A 22,568-nucleotide genomic window follows, 5' to 3' on the forward strand; every position below is an offset into this window, starting at 1 on the left:
GTTGGAGTGGAGATGAGTAACGAGAAACAGATCGGCCACGTCGTGGCTCATGCCCATTGGGATCGCGAATGGCGCTATCCGGTGTGGCACCACATCAACGCGCTGTGCGGCATGATGAAACAGCTGATGGATTTGCTGGAAAGTGATCCGCGCTATAAAAGTTTTATCATGGATGCGCAGAGTGTGCCGATTACCGACTATCTGGATTTGTATCCGGAGGATGAATCCCGCCTACGCAAACTGATCGAAGAGGATCGTATTCAGGTCGGTCCGTGGTATACGCTGCCCGACCAGTTCCCGGTCGATGCTGAGTGCCTCGTGCGTAACTTGATGAAAGGCCGCCGGATCTCTGATGAGCTCGGCAAAACCATGAAGATCGGCTACACCACCTTCGGATGGGGGCAGCCCGCTCAGATGCCGCAGATCTATGCCGATTTCGGAATTTCCGTGGTGCTTGGCGGAAAAAACGTCAGTCCGGAACGGACCGGTGCCAACGAATATCTGTGGGAAGGACCGGATGGGACGGTGGCATTGGCTTCCAAGCTCGGCGTGCAGGCCCGCGCCAACCTCTTCAAGTTCCTGACAATTCCGGCGATATTCAACAAAGAGAACATCGGTGCTGAATGGTGGTTCAACTGGGAGGGCCTTGGGGATATTTTCGGCTATGCCGACGCGGAAAACTACTGGCAGGATTTCCACCGCTTTAACCGCGGAACGACCTTCTACCCTGAAAAAATTCCGGACTCGTTCAACCGCGCATGGGACACCACCGACGGCACGTTGATTCGCAACCACCGCCTGCTGTTTGATGGCGGCGATTTTACCTTTCCGCAGCCGCTGCTTCCTAAGATTATCGAAAAGGTGAATGAACTGGATGATTCCCGCAAACTGGTTCACGGAACCCTCGATGATTATGTAGATATCCTTGAACAGATGGATCAATCTCAACTGCGCACGGTTCAAGGCGAGCTGCGCGACGGGCCTGAGCCGGCTTGCACGCCGAATGCGCTGGCTACCCGCAGCGATATTAAGCAAAAGAACCGGTCGGTACAAAACAAGCTGATCCGCTGTGCCGAGCCGATGGCCTGCCTCGCCGGACAGCACGGCCTTCCAGCGCAGGCACCGTTCCTCGACAAGGCGTGGGACTACCTGCTCAAATCGCAACCGCACGATTCGATCAATGGCGTGGTGCAGGACAAAACCTCGCGCGACACGATGAGTCGGCTCGACCAGGCTGATGAGCTCGCCACCGTTGTCACCGAAAACTCGGTGCGCCATCTGCTCACGCAGATTCAGCGCCCGGTCGATGACAGCAAAGAAATTGCGCTGTGCATTTTCAATCCGCTGCCGTTCCCTCGCCGCGAAACGCTCAGCGCCGTGATCGCCACCCCGGTGGAATGGCATGCCGACACGCTGAACATTTGCGAACTCGACGGCACGGCGCTGGCGGTAGACCAGACTGGCCGCGAGCGTATCAGCATTCCGGTAAGCGAAACCGATTCGCGCCCGTGGCCGTTCGATGTCACCCGCCATTTTATTGACTTCGACACCGGCGAGATCCCGGCTCTCGGATACAAAGTGCTCAAGGTCTCCGGGCAGGGCAGCTACGACGTACAGCTTTTGTGGAATGACACTCGCCGCAGAAACGAGCCGCTTATCAAAGCGCCGAATGTGCTCGAAAACGAATTTTTGAAAGTGACGGTTCAGTTTGACGGAACCGTCGATCTGGACGACAAGCAAACCGGGCAGGTTTTTCGAGGACTGCACTATTTTGAAAGCTCGGGCGACAGCGGCGACGGATGGCTGCGGTATCTGCCGAACAAAAATCAAACTCATCTCTCTTTGGGACAGCCGGTTCGCATCTATGTTTCACACGACTCCGATCTGCGGGCCACAATTACCACGGAGATGACCTGGATGCTGCCTGCCAAGGTGGATCTGGCTGCGTCCAGCCGCGACGGCGAGCTGAAGCCGGTGACGATTCGTTCGGAAATCAGTCTGCGTTATGGAAGCCGCCGGGTTGAATTTAAAACGATGGTTGAAAATACTGTTTCCAACCACCGCCTGCGGGTGATGTTCCCGACAGATATCGCGGCGACGCACTCGGATGCCGAAGGGCATTTTTATGTCGACCACCGCCCGGTGGAGCCGGTGCGCGAGGCCGATGGAAAATATCGTCCCGGTATGTGTACTCATCCGCAACAGTCATTTGTGGATGTGAGCGACGGAACAAACGGCCTCGCCGTACTCAACGGCGGACTGTGCGAGTATGAATTGCTTAACGAAGAGCGTCGTACGCTGGCACTGAGCCTTCTGCGATCATCGCACATGCGCATCTGTACCGAGCCGCGTGCCGGCGCTGTGTTCCCGACCCAGAACGGATGGGAAATGCTGGGAAGCTATGAGTTCAGCTATGCGATTTACCCGCATATGGGTGACTGGAACGCCGGAGACGTTTATTCAGAAACGCAGCGCATGATCGTGGCTCCAGTGGTTGTGCAGAGCAATAGCCGTCAGGAAGGTTCGCTACCTGCTGAATACAGCCTGTTATCTGTACAGGGCGCACAGGTCAGTTCGGTCAAGCCGCTCGAGAGTGGCGAGGGAATTCTGGTGCGTCTGTTTAATCCGTCGGAGGAGAAGATCGATGCCGTTCTGACTGCATCGGTGCAGCGTGCGGTTGTAATGAATATGAATGAAGAAGAGCAGGGCGAACTTCCGGTGGACGACGGCGTTGTGAGGGTTTCGCTGGCGGCCTGCAAAGTCGTGTCAATTGGACTGCTGAAAGGGGGAGAATAATGAAAAACCATGTGCGAAAAGCGTTGTTGGATTGCAAACCCACACTGGGAACCTGGATGCAGATCGGGCATCCCGTGCCGGCCGAGATTCTGGCCAATGCAGGGTATGAGTGGGTTTGCGTGGATGCGGAACATACCGACATCTGCATTGACAGTATTATTGAGATCATGCGAGCCATGGCGCATACAACCACGGTGCCGGTCGTGCGGGTTTCTCAGAACAGTACCATTGAAATCCGCCAGATGCTGGATGCTGGTGCCAAGGGAATTATTGTGCCAATGGTCAACACGGCTGCGGATGCAAAAAAGGCGGTGGCCGCAGCGAAATATCCGCCGCAGGGGGTGCGAGGGTTCGGATACTGCCGCGCCAACAAGCATGGCGTGGAATTCGATCAGTATGTGAAAAACGCCAATGACGATATTTTTGTGGTTGCGCAGGTTGAGCATATTGACGGCGTGAACAACATTGATGAAATTCTGGCCGTGGAGGGGATCGACGGCGTGTTTATCGGTCCATACGACTTGAGCGGGTCGCTCAATATTCCCGGTAAGCTAGATGATCCGCGCGTACAGGACGCACTGCAGAAGGTGCTGAATGCTTGTCACTGTGCCGGGAAATCCGCCGGGCTGCATGTCGTGGCTCCGGAGCCGGATCAAATTACGGATGCGCTCAATAAAGGATTCACATTTCTGGCTTTGAGCGTGGACATGCTGTTTATGAATCGGCTGGCGAGGGAATGTTTGGCGCAGGCCCAGACCGTTGTCGGTGAAAACCTGATGTCGAAGGGTCCAATCTCATGACCGAGAGCATACATCTTTTAGACTACGGCATTATCGGACTCTATCTGCTTGCTATGTTGATCATCGGCTGGCTCTGTTCGCGGAAAAATAAAAGCTCAGATGAATATTTTATGGCCCGGTCATCGATGCCCGGCTGGGCAACCGGATTTTCGCTGATGGCCACGATGATCAGCTCGATGAGTTTTCTGGCGACACCTGGTTTTGCCTTTAAAGAAAATTGGCGCTACATACCAACCAACTTCCTGTTCCTGATTGCCGCGTTTATGGGCATTTATATATTTATGCCGATTTTTCGCCGCTCCGGAATCGCTTCCGGATACGAATATCTGGAGCGCCGCTTCGGAAGCTGGGCCAGAATCTATACCGCTACAGGATATGTACTGATGCAGTCGGCACGGCTCGGGCTGGTCACCTATACGGTCAGTCTGCCTCTGCAGATTCTAACCGGTCTGCCTCTGCCTCTGCTGATCGTCCTCGTCGGAGTCGTCGTTGCCGCCTACACCATCGCCGGCGGCCTTCGTGCCGTGATCTGGACCGACATGGTGCAGGGGATCGGCCTGATGATCGGGGCACTGATTTGTGTGCCGATTGTGCTTAAAGGGATCCCCGGAGGCGTAGGCGAGCTTTTTTCCATTGCGCACCAGGACGGCAAACTCTCGCTGGGCGACTTTGACTTTACTGTTGCGAAGATCACTTTCTGGGTGATGATTCTCCCGGCGATTTTCAACCAGCTCTGGTGCGTGGAGCAGGCGACCATTCAGCGTTATGTGGCACCGAAAACGGAGAAAGAAGCCAAAAAAGCGATCTGGCTCGGCGTGCTGATGGTGATTCCGATGTGGGTTTATTTCAGCGCACTCGGAACCGGCCTCTATGTGTTCTACAAACTGAATCCAGAGCCGTTGCTCGACGGCATGGTGGCGGAGCAGGTGTTGCCGTTCTTCATTTTAACGCAGGTTCCGGCCGGACTGGCGGGGGTGGTCATCATCGGACTGCTGGCTGCTGCGCAGTCGTCGCTCTCTTCGTCGATCAGCGCCTCGGCTTCCATTGTCACCACCGACTTCTATCGCCGCTTTTTCGTAAAAGAGCGCTCAGAGGAACACTACCTCACGGCCTCTCGCTGGATTTCTTGTGTCTTCGGGGTGGTGATGATCGGTCTGGCGCTGCTGATCTATTACATGCGCACCATGACCATCCAGGATCTCAACACCATGATTCAGTCGATCTTCAGTTGCGGAATTTTTGCTTTGTTCATGCTCGGCATCCTGACCAAAAGGGTGGAAAACCGTGCGGCATTGAGCTGCTCGCTGGTAACGCTTGCTCTGGTGGTGTCATGGCTTGTCATTGATGCTAAAATTCCTTCGTTGGCCGGATACCTTCCGCACAAGTTCTGGATGCCGATTCTGTCCAACTTGTTCCTGTTTGCCTCGGCTTTTGGTGCAAGTTATCTGGTGCGCGAACAACGCCGGCTGGATTTAAAAAACCTGACGTTGAGAACCATGAAAAATGAACGCTGATCATACATGGGAGTCCGTATGAAAATGCTAAAATTAGCCATCTTGCTGGCTGTCGAAGCCTCACTTGGTCAGGCGGATACGATTGACTTTACCGAAGGCGGCACGCAAACCAATGGGTTTTATTATTGGGGTGACACAAGCAACTGGGTGGGCGGCAGTCTGCCCGACGGAGGTGATCTTGCCCGGTATAATTCGCTCGATATGGGTGCATTTCTGGACAACGACCAGACCATCGCGTCCTTAAGCATTCAAAAAGCCGGCAGCGGGTTGACGGGCACCAACACATTGACATTAGCCAGCTACCTGATTATGGGAGCCGATGACAGTCTGACGCTTTCCGGTTCGGTGCGTGTAGATGTGAATAACTACACCAAAATAACCGGCTCTTCGGCTGTCACGCTGAATGACAATTCGTTCATCGATTTGGATAATGTTTACAGCGATGATGCGGCCAATGTGTTTATGTTCACCCTGAACAGCAATAGTACGGCGACCGTATTAAATGCGCATGGCAGTTCTTTGGGCTTTGCTTCTGGATCTTGTTTTGTACTCAACGGCAGCAGTGCTTTGGCCTCAACATCCCTGACTGTAGAGGAGTGGTATGCCGGCTACCTGACCAATGGAATTGTACTCAAACTCAACGACACGGCTTCGATTCAGTTTCAAACCAGCGGAAACAATGCGAGTGACATCATTGCGCATAATGCGGGCGGTTATCTATTAATTAACGGCTCATCCAATGCGGTTGAAGGAGTTGATTACACCTATGATCCAGGAACCGGGGTTTTGCAGGCTATGCTCGAGCCTCCGGTTATTTCCGAGTCACAGGCCCCCTTGTTTTATCTGGATTCCCGTCGTCCGGGGCCGCGCCCGATCTATAATACAGACACCAACAGCCCGCTGCCGACCTGGGAGGGACTGATGACCGGTGCCTATTTTCCGGTGCGCGGGGTGAACATTACAGATCCTGCAGACTATCCGCTGTGGGTTACTGCCGATGCATATGGCTCGATGGCGTATCACCAGTTTACATTCGAAAGCGACACACACGGCGGGCGAATCGCGATGCCTGATGTGAGTTACGGGAACACCGGTTTCGACTACGACGACGATTTTTCGATCGAAGTCTGGGTCTGCCCTGAACGCAGCCCTGCGCTGGCTGACGGGCGGATGCACCTGTTCGGCAACCAGACCGTGGACGGGCAGGGCTACCGCTTGACGGCGAAAGAAGAAACGGGTGGCCTGTACAGCATTGAGTTTGAAATGCAGGATGTTTCCGGAGAAACCACCCGGTACGGCTGCTCAACTTCCGCCGATTTTCAAATGGGCGAGTGGATTCAGGTGGTTGGTGTGTATGACGGCAACTCCGGGGCTGTTCCCTCAATGAAAATTTATGTGAACGGGGTTGATCAGCAGGCCGAATGGGACGGCGATTTAACCGTTCCGGCGGATAGCAATTTTATACCGGATTTCCTGTTGACGACGATGGGTGCCCGGGGCAAGAGCGATGCGCCGACGCTGGATTCTGACCGTCACTATTTCGAGGGCAAGTTGTCCGTTATGCGGCTCTACACCAATGTGCTTTCGGCGGCAGATGTGGAAAAAAACTATAACGGAGAACGCGCCCGTTTTAAGGGAGAGCTCTTTAACTGGCTTCCCAAACCCGATTTTCACACCAATGCGGTTCCGCATTATAAAACCTGGACCAACGGAACCCATCGTTCGCAAATGATGCGCCTTCCGTCCGACCGGCGTGTAACGATTGCGGCTGAGGATGGCCACTATTTGTGCCGGGTGGATGTGGCGCAAACAAAGAGCGGACGACTCATCTGTGCTTTTCTGGATAATAGCGATCATACCGGACGGGGCGATCCCGGAGACTTTTCGCATGTCGGCGTATCGGTCAGCGATGACAACGGTGCCACCTGGCACGATCCGAATGATCCGGCGGAGTCTTACGGTCTGGTGCGCAGCGGCTGGTGGGATACCGACGGCTACGGGCACAAGGTGGTCAACATCAGCTATCATCCGGAGCTGGGTTCCAACGGCGTGACGGTGATTAATACTGGAAGAGTGTATAATGAAGCGATTCACCCGGATGCCGAGGCTCATCACATTCTGTTCTGGTCAATTGACGACGGGCTGACGTGGTCAACGCAGTCGCTCACCAACATTCCGACCAGCAATGTCTCTCCCGACCGCATTCGGGTGCTGGACAATGGAGACTGGGTCATTCTCGGCCACGCAACCCGCCGCCCAACGGTCTGGTATTCGCAACCACGCGGCGAAGAAACGCTGATCCGCTCAAAAGACCAGGGGCAGACGTGGCTTCCGGTTTCCGAACTGGTACAGTCGCAGGATCACAAGTCGTGGCATGAGTCGTCGTTGCTGGATACAGGCGGGGGGAATCTCGTGGTGTACATGGATGATATGACCTGGCAGTCCTATCCGACCTTTCGTTGCTACAGCCGGGATTACGGTCACAACTTCAGTCCGCCAGTGATGGCCCCGTGGTTCGGGCAGAAGAACGAATCGGGGCTTCTCAACAGCGGCAAGGTGTTCACGCTGTTCCGCACGCACGGGACTGAGGAGGGATACACCGCCCATTTGGGCGATCCGTTTGAGACCAACAATATCATGCCGGTCACCTCCTTCTGCTATGATCAAAACCGCATTCGCCTTTATCCCGATCGTCTGACGCTCGATTCCGGTGAAGGCAATTTCCAAGCCACCATGTACACGCTTCCGCCAACCGTCGACCCGTCTGACCGGGTGACCTTTAAGGCGCGTTTGCGTTGCTTGTCCGGCGATGTCAATGCCTGCCACATTGATGTCGGGCTGCCGGTGATGATCCGCACGAACCGGGTGGAGCTGCTGGACGATCCGGCTATCGGGTTTGATGTGGACGCAACCCAGTGGATTGATCTCGAAATTGACCGCGACGGCGGCAGTCTGCTGATCACCTGCGATGAAACCCTGATGGTTGACACGAACGTTTCGGCATACATTCAGAACAGTGGACTTAACGGCGATTCCGCCGGGCGAACCATCAAGTTCGGCAACTATTGCGACAACTTTTCACACGAAAACTTTTCCCGCAATAACGGTCTGTCTGAATGGCAGAGCGTGGAGGTGACGCTCGCGAGTGAATTTTTCCCGAGCTGGCACTGGACATGGGCTGTGGAGGACTGGGTTTATCCCGACCAGTATAAACGCGACCGGCTCATCATGCTTGAGCCTGAAGGTGCTGACTGGAGCACCGACTACGGATACGGAGGCTGGGTGCAGTTGCATGACGGCTCCATCTATGCGGTGGACTACACCCTCGGCGAAGAGGGGACAGTCGGGGATCGAGGTTCATTGGGGGCGGATCCGTTTATTCGCGGATACCGACTCTACGAGAGCGACTTCGACTTTGCCCCCGTTGTGGACGCAACGCTGGAACTCAATGCCGCATTTCCCGGCAACGATCCGGATAATGTCTGGGAACCGATTGTCGGCAGTGGCGGAACGCTGCTCACGGCCGGCGGTAGCGAATGGCTGCCGCAACCAGATCAGGACGGGAATATCCCCTGCTATCAGTTTGATTGCACCAACGGCCTCGGCGGACAGGCTGCGGCTTATTCCGCTTCCGGGCTTTCGTTTGATTATGACGACGATTTTTCAGTCGAGGTCTGGTTTAAGCCGGAGAAAAGCGTCGCCGCCTCCGGGCGAATGCACCTGATCGGCAACCAGCTTGCCGGGGAGGCCGGTTCGGCCTGCGGCTGGCGGCTGACCGCCCGGCAGATATCCGGGACAGATCGGTTTTTTATGGAGCTGACACTGCGCGATAATCTTGGCACCGACCGTGTCACCTATCAGGTCCGCACCTCGGAAACGTGGCCAATGGACCGGTGGACTCATGTCCTCGCTGTGTATGACGGTGTGCCCGGCGCGGTTCCTATGATGCAGATTTATGTGAATGGCGAGTATGCGCCGCTAGTGATGCAGAGCGGCACGCTTGTTCCGCCCGCCGAAGACCGGGATTTCGTGGTGCCGAATCAGGAACTGTCCGTCGGTGCACGCGGACGGTTGGCCGTCTCCGCCGATGACGACAACCGGCAATGGTTCGGCGGGTATATTTCCATGATCAGGGTTTATGCCGGGGCACTGAACAACACGCAGTCGAACCGTACGGTTAACGAGGATGCCGATAACGACGGATATACGGTCTGGCAGGAGTATATGACCAACACCGATCCGTCCGACCCGCAAAGCCGGTTTACATTCGGGGTTTCCAGCGGAAATGCTGTGAGTTTCGATAGTTCGGCTCAGAGCCTGTACACATTGGAGTATGCCGACAGCCTCATTTCCAATGTTTGGAAAGCCGTTGGCCTTCCCGTCAGCGGAACCGGCGGTCAGTTATTCATCAACGTCACCAACAACACCCCGCAGCGTTTTTACCGGCTCAAGGCCGAGCCGCTGCCCTGAAAAAGGAATGAAACAGATGAAAAAACGAATGGGACTTCTTTGCCTGATAATTGGTTCGGCAACCTGCTTTGCCGAACTTAACATCGCTGATGTATTTAGCGATCACATGGTGTTGCAGCGCGAAAAACCGGTTCCGGTCTGGGGCCGGGCTGATGCAGGAACTCTCGTAACCGTCGAGTTTGCAGGGCAGAAAAAAACAGCGGTTACCGATTCTTCCAACCATTGGAAAGTTCTGCTTGACCCAATGGCGGCATCTTCAGAGCCAAGGGTTCTTCAGGTTTCGGATTCCGAGTTTCAAGTTTCCCTTTCCGACGTCCTCGTCGGAGAGGTTTGGCTCTGTTCCGGTCAGAGCAATATGGGCTTCCCGCTCTCCAAAGCGATGAACGCCGAAGCGGAAATCCGGGCGGCAGACTATCCGGAAATCCGGCTGTTGAAGGTGGAGCAGCGACTCGACTGTGTTCCGCGGGATTATTGTGAAATATGGGGCGGCGGCTGGATGCACTGTTCTCCGGAGGTGGCAGAACGCTTTACCGCCGTGGGGTATTTTTTCGGTCGCGAGTTGCATAAACAGCTCGGCATTCCGATCGGACTGATTCAATCGGCGTGGGGTGGCTCCCGCATCGAAGCTTGGACAGACTGGAGCAGGATGAAAAATGATCCGGTGGCCGGTCACCTGCTTCCGCTCTGGGAGGATATGATTGCCGGCATTCCCGACTATCATCAAAACTTTGCGTCCTATGCAGAAGCATTCGATGCCCGTGCGCGTGAACTGGCAAAGCAGAAGAAAGATTGGGAGGCCGCCAAACGGGAGGCAATTAAAAACCGCAAGCGGTTCAAAGAGCCGATGCCGAAAGCCGATCCATTGCTGACTCCCGGTAACAAGCACACGCCAGCCTCGATTTATAACGCCATGATTGTGCCGTTGGCTCCCTATGCACTGCGCGGAGCAATCTGGTATCAGGGGGAGTCGAACTCTTCGCGGCCGATTACCTACCGTGCCCAGCTTCCGCTCATGATTCAAAACTGGCGCGACCTGTGGGGCGATCAGAAGATGCCGTTTTATGTGGTTCAGCTGGCCAATCTCGGACCGCAGCAGCAGAATCCGGTCGAATCCTCCGCCGGCTTTGCCGACTTGAGAGATGCTCAGCAATTTACAGTTCAGAACGATCCGCACATGGCACTTGCAACCGCTGTAGATATCGGCGAATCGGGAGACATTCACCCGAAAAACAAACAGGAGGTCGGCCGGCGCCTTGCTCTACCGGCACTGAACCGAATCTATGGGAAATCCTACGAAGACAGCGGCCCCGTATTCGAGTCGTTGAAACAGGACGGAAATTCCTTGTGGCTGACATTTTCACACGCCGGTGGCATGCACGCCAAAGGCGGCGACGAACTTAAAGGATTTGCCATCCGCTCCGAAAGCGGCCAATGGGTCTGGGCGAAGGCGCGGATTGAGGGAGACCGGATTGAGCTTTCCGCCGACGGCGTGGTCGCACCGGTGGCCGCCCGCTACAGCTGGGCCCGCAACCCGATTGGTAATTTAATGAACAGCGCAGGACTGCCCGCCATCCCGTTCAGAACCGATTCACAGCTCTCTGCGCAGGAATTGCAGGATCAGGATAGAATCAACGAATACAAAAGGAGTCAAAAATGAATCAGCTTAAAAAAATTGCCGCCAGCCTGATCGGAACAGTCGTTTCTTGTTCCGCATTCGCAGCAACCCGTCCGCCGGAACCGGAACAGCCGAATATCCTGTTTGTTCTGATTGACGATCTGGGCTGGACGGATGCCGGATGTCTCGGCAGCGATTTTTATGAAACCCCGAATATGGACCGGCTGTTCAGTCAGGGCATGTCGTTTTCCAGCGCGTATATGGCGGCTCCGATCTGCTCGCCCTCGCGCGCCTGCATCAACCTTGGCCGGTACCCCGCCCGCTACGACTACAATGCTGTTCGTGAAGCCGTCCTTAAGCGCGCCAAACGCAATACAAAACTGATCGGTCCGCTGCCCGACGACAGCGTTCCGTCCGACGGTCTTACGCTTCCTCGCCTCATGCAACAGGCCGGCTACGACACCGTCTCCGTCGGCAAATGGCACGTCGGCGGCCCTGAAAAAACCAAGCCGCTCGAATTCGGCTACCAGCAGCACCTCTGGCGACCGGTCGGCAAGGATCCCGACGACATGAAAAACATCGATTGGATCACCGACGCCGCCATCGGCTGGCTCGAAAAGCGCACGGATGCCGACAAGCCGTTTTTTATGTATCTGGCGCACTACGCCATTCATCACGATTACTACGCCGAAGATTCCCTCGTTCAGAAATATGAAGAAATGCTGGCCCCCGGTATGAAACACAACTATCCGCTCTACGCCGCCAACCTGGAGCACCTCGATAATGGCATCGGTCGTCTCATGGACGCACTCGAACACATGGGGCTCGATGAAAATACCGTTGTGATTTTTGCCTCAGACAACGGCGGGCGAACCGCCAAAATCGATTATCAACAGGCCACCTCCAATGAGCCGCTCAAGCAGGGCAAGCATACGCTTTATGAAGGCGGTGTCCGCGTGCCGCTGCTGGTTCGCTGGCCCGGCGTCGTCGAAGCCGGCTCAACGTGCAGTCTGCCGATCCACGGTGTCGACTTTATGCCGACGCTGGGGCACATCGCCGGCCTGAATCCGGACGCCATCGAGGGCATGGACGGTGCCAGCTTCATGCCCGCGCTCTTCGGAAAGGAACCGGCCATGGATCGCGTGCATGACGGGCTCTACTGGTACTATCCCAACTACATCATTGAGCTTTCCCCCGGCCCCAAGACCTACACGATGATCATCCGTCCGTGGGGGGCTGTCCGCATCGGTGACTGGAAGCTCGTCTGGTTCTTTGAGGATGAAAACCTCGCCGAACTTTACAACGTGGCTGAAGACCTCGGTGAGCACACTAACCTCGCCTTCAAGCATCCTGAAAAAGTCGCCGAACTCAAAGAGAAGCTCTTCGCATGGCTCGCCGACACCGGTGCTGCGCTCCCCATGCCCAACCCCGACTACGACCCAACGAGACCCGATGCCCTTCTACAGGTGTCACAAGACACTCGATAATGACCCAAAGTTCTACCTTTGCAGGATAGGGTAGTCGATAGTGCTTAAGGGCTTGGCTGGCAGGAATTAGTGAGGGGAGGCATGGATGGCATTCAGGCTTTTGAATATTACAAATGAGGTCGCGCTTGGTGACGGATCACAATCCGATTTGGAGGCACTGCTATCCAGCGATCAGAAATTTACAATCCCGCGCCTGAAAAACGGCGATATTAATTGCCGAAAGCTTGTTGAACAGTTTCGTTTGCCCGAGGACTTGCCGCGCAAACTGGCCAATGCGCTCTATTACATCGACGCAATGGCAACCAATGACGGTGCCGATCAGCTCCAGACCGAATTTGAAAAGGTACATCCGGATTTTACGCTGGAGGAAGCCCACGTCTGTCCAATCGGTTGCTCAATTAAAGCATGGCTGAAAGATTCCGCCTTGGTAAAACGGGTACTGGCTGAAACCAGCGTTGAAAATATTCAGGCAACCGATGTGTTTCGCGGGCCGTCCGGTAAAACCCGCAAAACGGTGACCAAAAACCATATCTCCAAACTCACAACCCTTATGAGACTCTGGTTTGACGCGAACCGCCGAGGAAAGAGGGCCGAAATCACCCATTTTAAGCGCAACGGCGCAATCTGGTTTGTTGTGCGGCGCGGTGATGCGTTTAAGCGCGAAGCCCAAATCAATCAGGATACCGGCGAAAGTGTTGCGTCGTTCGGCTATAAAGAGCTGCACGACATTGTCATCTACGATCCCGAAATGAATGACCTTCAGGTTCATGCGGACGGAACGAAAGTCAAACGCCAGTATGCGCTGGCATTTGGCGAAGCGTTGTTCGGAGATATCGATTTCTTCCAGCCGGGCGATGTTTACACCCTTAAGCCGTTGCTCAAAAAGAAATCAGGGGCTTTAAACTGCGGCGGTATTCCCGGCCTTACCGGTGCCCGGTTGTTTCGCATTGAATATCCGGTCGGCAATAGCCAGAACGAAACGGTTGCCCATAAGTCGGATGACCTGTTGGTCTCGTTTGCTGAGCGGGAAAAGTCTCTGGCATCATCCGGGGTTCTGTGGAATTCCATCCAACAGCTCAGGCAGGCCACCATTAAACTGGAATTTACCGAAGTGGACGGCGTTCAGATTGGAGAGCGTTCTGTTCGCATCTGTCCGCCCGGACGCGTTCTTTTTAAACGCGATGGTGCCGCACCTCTGATCGAACGGTTTTTGAAACAGAACGGCTACGTGCTGGATAAGCCGGAGGCTGAGGATGCTGAAGATCCTGCTTGAAGCCTTCCCGTCCCTGTCTGCGCCTGCTTTCATCTTGCGCGATACGTTGGGCGCGGAGCAGTTTGACCGGCTTCGACAGCATTGGTTAACCCCGGTCGAGACACGCCCAAAATCACACCCATGTCAAAAATGCAACGGGACTCACCGCATTCATTGGCATTCCGATCAGGACATCGTTTCCATTCCGCCGGCCGATTCCTACTGCGAAAAGCAGACACTTTCATTCGATGATGCCTGCCTCCTCCGGTTTGATGTATACAGATTTGCTGAACAGCTTTGTCAGCAGCTTGAAATCACTCCGGAGTCTCATCTGGATATTTCCCGGTTTCCATGCCGTGTCGGTTGGCTTGTCGGTACTTCCCGACAATATCCCGTGTATCTGCTTCTCGGCAGTTCTTTTGCCTGCGAACAGGCTGCAAAAAATCTGTTGATCGAAAAAGAATCCCCGTTTACATTGATCTCCAATGTTGATCTGCTGGAAATTTTTCCGCTGTTCAAAAAGAAGAAATGCTCAGCGTTTTCTCTATCTCACATTGCTGAAATCAACCCTGTTCACTTAAAGGTATCCGTACCCGGCACAGAGCTGCTTTCGGAATTTTTATATGAAGCTGAAGACTCTATTTACGTTCCCAATCCAAATGTCCAGATTACTCCGGATTTCAAACGAATCATTTTTGACGATGGGTACGAAATCAACTTGGCCAAGGCATATAAACGCCGGGCTGTAGTTCGTTTTATCCGAGATCAGGTTTGCCGGTCTGGCAAGCTCCAGTTTGATGTCGAAGTGATGCGAGACGCATACAACCGACAGTACCCAAAAAAGCCATGGAACAGTGACCGCTTTAAGGAAGACCTTTTTAGGGGAGCTCCGCCTGAAGATTTCGATCGGATATTTGAAACCATTGATGCTGCAATGGGAAAATATCGCTGGCTTTTATAAGTTTCCACCCATTTTCCATTTCCTTTCCATAGCCCGCTTCCATGCGGGCTTTTTCATTTGTTGTCACGATTTCCTCATCAACTGGAGGAAATATTATGGCATCAAATTTAGACGACCGGTTCTGGCAATTACATGCCCTTGCAAAAGATGGTGATGAAAATGCTCTGGCCGATTTGTGGAGCGAATATCAATTTGCTTATGGGGCCGATGAAGCCCCTGTCACCGACGAACGCCTCATCCATGCCGTGCCCAAGGCCACGCAGGAGGCAAAGGAAAAGGCGCTCCCAATTCTTGAAGGCCGCCCCGAAGATCCGGCGTTACTTTTGATGGGCCAAGCTGCCGAGCTGCTCAATGTAAGTCGTCCGACACTTTGGAGAATGCTTAAAGCCGGTCGCCTTCCCAAAGTCGAGATCTATCCCGGGGCCTTCCGCATCCGCCGTTCCGACATCATGGCTCTTATCACCGGAGAGTCCCAATGTTAATCCGGGTAGACACAAGAGAGCAGGCTCCGCTGGAGTTTGAACGGTGTGCGACCGTGCGCGGCACAATCGGCACGTTCGACTATTCGCTGGACGGCGATCAGGAGCATTTTGCCATCGAACGCAAGTCGCTGCCCGATCTCATTCAATCACTCGCCATTCAGAAAAACTGGATTCGTGAGCTGAAGAAAATCCGCCGAGCCCGCGCCGCCGGGTTCCCGCGTCTATTCTATGTGGTCGAGGCCAACCGCGAAGACATCGAATATTTCGATTCCTCGATCTTCACCCGTGGACGCATTGGTCCGGCATTCATCTTTCACCAGCTCTCAATTCTAGAGTTTGAAAAAGACGTACACATCATTTTTTCCGGCGATTCCCTGGGCGCTGCCCGTGACATCTACCGCCTTCTCAAGCGCCGTTCTGAAGACCTCAAAGCGCAGGAGGGCGAATGATGAAGCATGCCCATCCAGCCCGCGGCCCACCATGTCCGCCCGATTTTAACGATTTGAACCGCTTCAACGCTTTTAACGAATAACTGGAGAATAACTATGGAAACTTACGAAAAAGACATTCTGAAAAGAGAAATCACCGCCGAGGTCCGCGAGGAACTCACCCGATCATCCGGGAAACTGATCACCCGCCGTGTTTTGCTGGCTCTTTGCATTTTGGCTATGGAGACCCTGCTGTGGGTGTTCCTGATCACCTCTTCCGTGCAGTCCTCTACTGTTGCACAGGGAGTTTTGACCTGTCTTGTCGTGGTCTGCTTTCGGGTTACTCAGGCCGGAATGTTCGCATGGTTCAATGAAAAATAACGCCTTTAACGGCTTCAACGAGCCCCGCTCGCGGGGCAGTTCAACGACTTTAACAATGAGGAATATAATGACGAATTCAATTCACGCCAAACACGGACCCTCATCCTTGAAGAACAAGGAAATCTGTCCGCACTGGCAGAACAGGCCCGGTTCATCCGAGGCGGCTGACGAAGGAACCAAAATGCACGAGGCGGCCGAAACCGGCCGTCTCGACAATCTCAACCCTGAGCAGATTGCCCAGGTGCGGGAATGTCTCGATGCAGTCGATGAGCTGCAATCGGAAATTCCCGGAGCAATCCGCTATTCCGAACTGCAGGTGGATGTGTGCGGCCTGACCTTCGGTACCGCCGACGTGGTGCTGATCGGCACCAACACCGCGACGGTGATCGACTACAAAATGGGACGTGTCCCGGTCGATGATGCAGAAACCAACCTACAGGGCTGGGCATACGCCCTTGGGGTGTTCGATCTGTTCGGTGTCGATTCGGTCAAGGTGGTCTTTCTGCAGCCGCGTTGCGATCTGCGGACGGAACACACCTTTACCCGATCCGCCGACTACGCCCGGATGCGCGACCGCGTCGCCGCCGTGATCGAAAAAGCAGAAGACCCGCAAAGTCCGCACAACCCGCATCCCGACAACTGTCAGTATTGCGGGGGTAAAGCGCTTTGCCCGGCACTGACAGCCAAAGCCATGATGGTGGTCGAAAAGCTGCCGGAGCGGCTTGATCTCCCGGCGGTAATGGACCCTCAGGCGATTGCGGAACCCGACCAGATGGCACTGGCACTGCGTCTTGCTCCCGTTCTGATCGAATGGGTCGAGGCAGTCAAAGCGCATGCGCTGGAGATGGTGCGCAACGGGCAGGAAATCCCCGGCTACCAGCTCAAACACCGCAGCGGACGGCGCGTAATCAAGCAGCTCGAATCGGTTTGGGACATTGTTCATGCGGAATTTGAGCTTCCGCTGGAGCAGTTCCTTCCCGCCTGTTCGATCTCGGTTACTTCACTCGAAAACGCGGTGAAATCGATTCAGCAGCGCGGGCAGAGAGCCAAGGCCGTTCGGAAGCTGAACCAGCTTTTAACAGCCGAAGGACTCTGCACCACCGATCCCGACGTCACCTATCTCAGCAAGGAGAGGTAATCAATCTTCCTTCGGGTTCAACGAGCGCAGCGTTTCAACGCTTTAACGAACGCAGTGTTTCAACGGCCCGAAGGGCATCAACAAAAGGAGAAAATACAATGACCACTACATCGTTCAAAAAAGACAAAAACAGTGGCGCGGACACTCCTGTCTGCGCATCCCCTGACCAAAGTGGAAGCGGCATCCCTGCCGCTGGCCCTTCGGCCGTACCCGCAACAGTTCCGTCATCTGACCTCTGTCCTCCGACCTCTGGAGACATCCCCGGAATCGGTGGTATCGCCGGCGATTACGAGGAGTCGGACTTCCGGTTGCCGCGCATTAACATCGTACAGAGCGTCGGACCGCTGTCCGAGGATTTCGATCCCGGAGCCATCGTGCTGAACAAAGACATCATTGTTCTGCCTGCTTCGACTGACCCGAAGGTCTGGGGCGATGCGCTCAATGTGACAGTGCTGAACGCCAAGAAGCAGTTTTCGGAAAACCTTCCGTACGATTCGGACGAGACCCCGGAGACCGTTGACACGCTCGATGAAGTCCACGAGCGGGGAGGATGGATTGATTGGCGGAATGACGAGAAGCCGCCGTGGCGCCCGATGCTCACTGCGCTGGTTCTCATCGAAGCACCGACCGAAGAACTATCCGAGGAATTCTCGATTCAGGGGCCGGACGGAAAAGCCTACGAGCTGGCCCTTTGGACGATGAAAGGTTCGGCCTACAGCCGGGCAGGAAAAGCGATCAACACCGCCGCCCGGTTCGCCCTTCGCAACAAAGATTCCGGACTGCCGGAGCTGCACAAAGGCAAATGGACACTTCAGGTCCGCCGGGAAAAACTCGGCACCAACCTGGTCTATGTTCCCCGCCTGCGTCAGCACGGCAAGCACGACGATGAGTTCATCGAATTCATCACGACCCTGCTGTGATCGTGGACGATGCTTCCAGCTTCGTCATGAGGCTGGGAGCACTTCCTTTTCTTCGTTTCCTTCTGTGAAAACTTTGGAGTTCCCATGCCGACATTCGCCATTGATTTTGAAACCTACTACGACCGCGCTTACTCCCTGAAAAAAATGGATGCGTGGAGCTATGTCCATCATCCCAAGTTCGACTGCTATTTAATGAGCGTGTACGGAACCGTACCGCAGGCTTCTAGCCTGCCTTGTCCCGATTTCCAATCATCCAACATCCAACAATCCACATCACACACTCTCTTCCGCTGGGTCGGCCATCCGAAAGATTTCCAATGCTGGGAAAAACTGGAAGGTGCATTGCTGCTGGCCCACAACGCAGCCTTTGACTCGCTGGTTTTCCGCCGCCTGCAAGAACTCGGCGTCATTCCCGATTGGGTAGGGCAAGCTGTCCCCAGCGAGCCGTCTCCCCACCAATCCACCAATCCCATATTCCACCAATCCTCTCGCGACCTGCGCTGGAGGTGCACTGCCAGTATGGCTGTGTATCTCCAAGCGCCGAGGTCGCTCAAAGGGGCCTGCAAGCAGCTTCTCGGAATCGAAGTGGACAAGACCCAGCGGTCTAAAGCGTGCGGACAAACCACCGGCGATCTGTTTGAAGCCGATGCGATGACCGATTATGCGCTGGAAGATGCGCGACTCTGTTTTCTGCTTTGGGAAAAACACCATCACCTTTGGCCGGAGGATGAGCAGGAACTGGCAACTCTGACCTTTGAATGGGGGCAGACCGGTATCCATGTTGATTTCCAGACTCTGGAAAAATGTATCCAGACCTTGGAACAACAGCGCTTCGATGCGGTACAGCTTTTGCCGTGGGTTGATGATTTCACCGAGGACACTCCGTTATCACACCGCCAGCTTGCGCTCGAATGCCGAAAGGCGGGCATCCCGGCACCGGCATCTTTGGCTATGGATTCACCGCTTTGTGAAGCGTGGGAAAACAAATATGGCGAAGAATATCCCTGGGTGAATGCAATGCGGATTTTCCGCAGAACCAACATGCTGCTTTCCCGTTTTTACGCGATCCGCAACCGATTGGTTGTTTCAGGTGGGGCGACACCTCCGGGGGAGCCGTCTTCTGTAGCTGCGGGCGTTGACCGCGGAATCTCTCCTAAAGCCCAAAGCCTAAAGCCTATGGTCTTCCCGTATTCCCTCAAATATTTCGGTGCGGTGCCGGGAAGATGGTCAGGTGATTCAGGGTTCAATGTGCAGAATATGCCGAGGGGAGAACTGTTCGGTGCCAACCTTCGGAAATGTTTCCAACCTTCGGACGGCAACATTTTTATCATTGCGGATCTCTGCCAGATCGAACCCCGAATTTTGGCATGGTTGATTGATGATGCAGCGTTTCTCGATCTGGTTCAGAGTGGCGTGGATATTTACGAAGCCCATGCGCGTTCAACGATGGGATACACCGACCCGGAGCCCCTGAAAGAAAAAGACCCTGCTATGCGCTCACTGGCAAAGGCACGTGTGCTGGGGCTGGGATACGGATGCGGACCGAAAAAATTCATGACCGTGGCTAAGAATCTCGGCGGGATTGAACTTTCGTTTGCCGAAGCAAAACAAACCGTTGCCGACTTCCGATCCAAGAACACCAGAATTTCCAGACTCTGGAAATGGCTGGATCGGGATTTTAAGCACAGTGCCGGAGGGGACTATTCCATCGAACTGCCGTCCGGTCGGTGCCTCAATTATTTCGATGTTCAAAAAACATCACGCGGCTACTTCACGGCCAGAACCGTGCGCGGCGGACGGGAACGAAGCCTGTACGGCGGACTGCTCTGCGAAAATCTGGTTCAGGCCACCGCCCGGGATCTCTTCGCGCAACACCTTTTGGAAATACATCGTTCAGGCATTGGGAGAATCGTTTTCCATGTTCACGACGAAGTGATCGTGGAAGTGCCGAAAGAACGGGCAGGGGAAACAAAAGAGCAGATCCTCGAAATCATGCGCACCACGCCGGACTGGCTGTCCGGTTGTCCTGTCGATGCCGAAGCCGGAATTTTTAACCACTACACCAAATAAGGAGGCCCCATGCTTTTATCCATAAAAAATCTATCATCCTGTCATGCCACCGAGTGCGAGCCCTGGAATACAACGTCGCAGGCTTCGCAGAAAACCCAGTGGAACAAACCCGATGTGGAACACTGTTTTTATTCCGGTCTTGAAGGTCTGATTGCAGCATCACGGATTGACAGTAAAAATAATCCGGCGGTCTTCCTTCATTGGCTGGTTGCCGATTATGACGGACAGATCGATCAGCACATGCGCGATACGGTCTTGGAGCGTTGTGGTGATTTTAAACCCCAATACATCTGCCGCACCTTTTCAGGCGGAGCACGTCTTCTGTGGAAACTGGAACAGCCTTTCCCGCTGCACAAAAATGATCTGACGGCGAAGCTGTTGAAGCAGGTTCGAAAAAAACTGAAGCTCTCAAAACTACTGGTCGGTCTGGACACGGCGGCCTTTGAAGATCCGGCGAAATACTACGAGTTGGGTACTGATTGGGTTGAACTTTCGAGCGATGTAATCCCGGCTCCCTTCATGATGCAATGGGCGATTGAGTCCACCCATAACTACGCTTGGAAAAAACTCGGCCCTTCGATCCCGATGGACCTCATCGCGGCGGAGGTAGAAAAACAGTATCCGGGTCAGTGGCAGGGTGAATTTGAAGTCGGTGTGCGCGGTGTGCGGTTCTGGGATTCGTCCGCCGATAATGAGACGGCGGCGGTGATTCGTGAGTCGGGAATGCAATGTTTTACAGGTGGTCAGGCGTTTGTGCCGTGGTCGGCGATTCTTGGTGGAAAATTTGTACGTCAGTTCCAGGCGGCTCAGATCGGCGGGTCTATTTCCGAAGTCTATTTTGATGGTCGCGACTACTGGGTGCAGCTTTCCAACGGTCAGTGGCAGGCGAAAAATAAATCAGACATGGCTCTTTACCTGAAGGTGAAGCGCGGACTCAGTACAACGGTTCCGCGTGGTTCATCGTTCAGTGAAGTCGATCAGGCATTATCTCGGATTCAGGACGATCAGGCCATCGCCTGCGCGGCTCCTTTAATTCATCGGCCCAAGGGAATTGTCCATCTTGATGGGTTCCGGGTTTTGAATATTTCAACCATTTCTGTTTTCCAGCCTTCGGAAAAAACAGACATTGATCCCGACACTGATTTCCCTTGGTTGCATTCGTACTTCTGTTCTCTGTTTGATCCCGATGAGCAGCTTGATTATTTCTACGCATGGTTGCGGCGGTGGTACTCTTCTGCTCTTGCTGGAAAAATGCTTCCCGGTCAGGCGTCTTTCTTTGCCGGCGTTCCGAACACTGGAAAAACACTTCTCTCTACGCTGATTCTCTCCCGCACATTCGGCGGTCATATTGATGCTTCGTCGTTTCTGTCCGGTGAAGATGGTTTCAATTCCCACCTGTTTAACTCGGCAGTCTGGGCGGTCGATGATGTGGTGCCGTTGACCGATAACAAATCCCATCTCAAGTTTTCCGCCCTGATTAAAAAGATGGCGGCCAATCGCACCTTTTCCGTCCGGGAAAAATACCGTGTGGACAAGTTGATTGAGTGGAATGGCAGGGTGGTGGTGACGTGTAACACCGACCCGGAGTCGATTCGTATTTTGCCGGACGTCGATTTATCCACCCGCGATAAAATCAATCTGTTCCGTGTGGCGGAGCGCGATACCTTTACCTTTCCAAACGATGTGGCGGACATGATCCATGCGGAGCTGCCGTTTTTCCTGCGCTGGCTTCTCGACTGGTCGCCGCCGGATCACGTGCTGGGTGATTCGCGGTACGGCGTCCAAACGTATTGTGAAGCATCCCTTTTCGAAGCGGCGCGTCATTCGTCGAGTGCCTATTCGTTCCTTGAGGTGTTGCTGAAGTTTTTCGAGGGACAGGTTTCCGATGTCTGGACGGGTTCTGCGACCGAGCTGCTTTCCGCCATGTTGAACGATCAGGACGGTCTCGCCGGTATCGCGGCCAAGTACACCACCCGTCAGGTCGGGCGGGAATTATCCAAGCTGGCATCTCAAGGTTATCCGCTGGTTCTGGAACGGCAAAGAACCAGGCGGGTTTGGCAGATCAACATCAAACAATTATCCGAAGGAGTTCCCGATGATCAGGTACCTTTTTGATGACGTTTGTGACGTTGTGACGTGTGACATCATAGAAATAAAACTTTTTTCCTGTACGGTGTCACGGTGTTGTCGGCGCTCTTTCTCTCTTCTCTATATTATATTTATAAATAGTAGAAATAATGTCACAACGTCACTA

At 54.2% G+C, this 22,568-nt stretch carries 15 protein-coding genes; all 15 read left to right on the plus strand.

Features of this window, described 5'->3' with window-relative positions:
* Nucleotides 1-12 precede the first annotated feature (12 nt).
* The 15 genes from GT409_RS10400 to GT409_RS10470 all read left to right on the plus strand — a co-directional run bounded on the left by GT409_RS10400 (nucleotide 13) and on the right by GT409_RS10470 (nucleotide 22,429).
* Nucleotides 13-2,796, plus strand: coding sequence for an alpha-mannosidase (locus GT409_RS10400; protein WP_160629025.1), 2,784 nt, complete (start codon nucleotides 13-15; stop codon nucleotides 2,794-2,796).
* Complete coding sequence (locus tag GT409_RS10405; RefSeq protein ID WP_160629026.1) at nucleotides 2,796-3,596, plus strand: HpcH/HpaI aldolase family protein; 801 nt, start codon at nucleotides 2,796-2,798, stop codon at nucleotides 3,594-3,596. The genes GT409_RS10400 and GT409_RS10405 overlap by 1 nt, the downstream gene beginning before the upstream one ends.
* Complete coding sequence (locus GT409_RS10410) at nucleotides 3,593-5,110, plus strand: sodium:solute symporter family transporter (RefSeq protein ID WP_160629027.1); 1,518 nt, start codon at nucleotides 3,593-3,595, stop codon at nucleotides 5,108-5,110. The genes GT409_RS10405 and GT409_RS10410 overlap by 4 nt, the downstream gene beginning before the upstream one ends.
* 18 nt (nucleotides 5,111-5,128) lie before the next feature.
* Complete coding sequence (locus GT409_RS10415; protein ID WP_160629028.1) at nucleotides 5,129-9,580, plus strand: LamG-like jellyroll fold domain-containing protein; 4,452 nt, start codon at nucleotides 5,129-5,131, stop codon at nucleotides 9,578-9,580.
* Between the two features lie 16 nt (nucleotides 9,581-9,596).
* On the plus strand, nucleotides 9,597-11,237 hold the full coding sequence (locus tag GT409_RS10420) for a sialate O-acetylesterase (RefSeq protein ID WP_160629029.1): 1,641 nt from the start codon (nucleotides 9,597-9,599) through the stop codon (nucleotides 11,235-11,237).
* Nucleotides 11,234-12,682, plus strand: coding sequence for a sulfatase (locus GT409_RS10425; RefSeq protein WP_160629030.1), 1,449 nt, complete (start codon nucleotides 11,234-11,236; stop codon nucleotides 12,680-12,682). Before GT409_RS10420 ends, GT409_RS10425 begins: the two co-directional genes overlap by 4 nt.
* An 85-nt stretch (nucleotides 12,683-12,767) precedes the next feature.
* Nucleotides 12,768-13,955, plus strand: coding sequence for a hypothetical protein (locus GT409_RS10430; RefSeq protein ID WP_160629031.1), 1,188 nt, complete (start codon nucleotides 12,768-12,770; stop codon nucleotides 13,953-13,955).
* Nucleotides 13,936-14,895, plus strand: coding sequence for a hypothetical protein (locus GT409_RS10435; protein WP_160629032.1), 960 nt, complete (start codon nucleotides 13,936-13,938; stop codon nucleotides 14,893-14,895). The genes GT409_RS10430 and GT409_RS10435 overlap by 20 nt, the downstream gene beginning before the upstream one ends.
* Nucleotides 14,896-14,990: 95 nt before the next feature.
* Nucleotides 14,991-15,377, plus strand: a complete 387-nt coding sequence (locus tag GT409_RS10440) for a helix-turn-helix transcriptional regulator (RefSeq protein ID WP_160629033.1) — start codon at nucleotides 14,991-14,993, stop codon at nucleotides 15,375-15,377.
* Nucleotides 15,371-15,826, plus strand: a complete 456-nt coding sequence (locus tag GT409_RS10445; RefSeq protein WP_160629034.1) for an ERCC4 domain-containing protein — start codon at nucleotides 15,371-15,373, stop codon at nucleotides 15,824-15,826. Before GT409_RS10440 ends, GT409_RS10445 begins: the two co-directional genes overlap by 7 nt.
* Before the next feature lie 96 nt (nucleotides 15,827-15,922).
* On the plus strand, nucleotides 15,923-16,186 hold the full coding sequence (locus GT409_RS10450) for a hypothetical protein (protein WP_160629035.1): 264 nt from the start codon (nucleotides 15,923-15,925) through the stop codon (nucleotides 16,184-16,186).
* Nucleotides 16,187-16,253: 67 nt separating this feature from the next.
* Nucleotides 16,254-17,324, plus strand: a complete 1,071-nt coding sequence (locus GT409_RS10455) for a DUF2800 domain-containing protein (RefSeq protein WP_160629036.1) — start codon at nucleotides 16,254-16,256, stop codon at nucleotides 17,322-17,324.
* 98 nt (nucleotides 17,325-17,422) lie between these two features.
* Nucleotides 17,423-18,244, plus strand: coding sequence for a hypothetical protein (locus GT409_RS10460; protein ID WP_160629037.1), 822 nt, complete (start codon nucleotides 17,423-17,425; stop codon nucleotides 18,242-18,244).
* A gap of 84 nt (nucleotides 18,245-18,328) precedes the next feature.
* Entirely contained in the window at nucleotides 18,329-20,314 is a 1,986-nt protein-coding gene (locus tag GT409_RS10465; RefSeq protein ID WP_160629038.1) for a DNA polymerase, read from the plus strand.
* Nucleotides 20,315-20,323: 9 nt separating this feature from the next.
* Nucleotides 20,324-22,429, plus strand: coding sequence for a primase-helicase family protein (locus GT409_RS10470; protein ID WP_160629039.1), 2,106 nt, complete (start codon nucleotides 20,324-20,326; stop codon nucleotides 22,427-22,429).
* Nucleotides 22,430-22,568 lie beyond the last annotated feature (139 nt).

This window comes from Tichowtungia aerotolerans, from assembly GCF_009905215.1.
GTDB lineage: Bacteria > Verrucomicrobiota > Kiritimatiellia > Kiritimatiellales > Tichowtungiaceae > Tichowtungia > Tichowtungia aerotolerans.

Bases quoted from the DNA above. Each gene is read 5' to 3' on its own strand.
- GT409_RS10400 (WP_160629025.1), top strand. From the start codon at position 13: ATGAGTAACGAGAAACAGATCGGCCACGTCGTGGCTCATGCCCATTGG.
- GT409_RS10405 (WP_160629026.1), top strand. From the start codon at position 2,796: ATGAAAAACCATGTGCGAAAAGCGTTGTTGGATTGCAAACCCACACTG.
- GT409_RS10410 (WP_160629027.1), top strand. From the start codon at position 3,593: ATGACCGAGAGCATACATCTTTTAGACTACGGCATTATCGGACTCTAT.
- GT409_RS10415 (WP_160629028.1), top strand. From the start codon at position 5,129: ATGAAAATGCTAAAATTAGCCATCTTGCTGGCTGTCGAAGCCTCACTT.
- GT409_RS10420 (WP_160629029.1), top strand. From the start codon at position 9,597: ATGAAAAAACGAATGGGACTTCTTTGCCTGATAATTGGTTCGGCAACC.
- GT409_RS10425 (WP_160629030.1), top strand. From the start codon at position 11,234: ATGAATCAGCTTAAAAAAATTGCCGCCAGCCTGATCGGAACAGTCGTT.
- GT409_RS10430 (WP_160629031.1), top strand. From the start codon at position 12,768: ATGGCATTCAGGCTTTTGAATATTACAAATGAGGTCGCGCTTGGTGAC.
- GT409_RS10435 (WP_160629032.1), top strand. From the start codon at position 13,936: ATGCTGAAGATCCTGCTTGAAGCCTTCCCGTCCCTGTCTGCGCCTGCT.
- GT409_RS10440 (WP_160629033.1), top strand. From the start codon at position 14,991: ATGGCATCAAATTTAGACGACCGGTTCTGGCAATTACATGCCCTTGCA.
- GT409_RS10445 (WP_160629034.1), top strand. From the start codon at position 15,371: ATGTTAATCCGGGTAGACACAAGAGAGCAGGCTCCGCTGGAGTTTGAA.
- GT409_RS10450 (WP_160629035.1), top strand. From the start codon at position 15,923: ATGGAAACTTACGAAAAAGACATTCTGAAAAGAGAAATCACCGCCGAG.
- GT409_RS10455 (WP_160629036.1), top strand. From the start codon at position 16,254: ATGACGAATTCAATTCACGCCAAACACGGACCCTCATCCTTGAAGAAC.
- GT409_RS10460 (WP_160629037.1), top strand. From the start codon at position 17,423: ATGACCACTACATCGTTCAAAAAAGACAAAAACAGTGGCGCGGACACT.
- GT409_RS10465 (WP_160629038.1), top strand. From the start codon at position 18,329: ATGCCGACATTCGCCATTGATTTTGAAACCTACTACGACCGCGCTTAC.
- GT409_RS10470 (WP_160629039.1), top strand. From the start codon at position 20,324: ATGCTTTTATCCATAAAAAATCTATCATCCTGTCATGCCACCGAGTGC.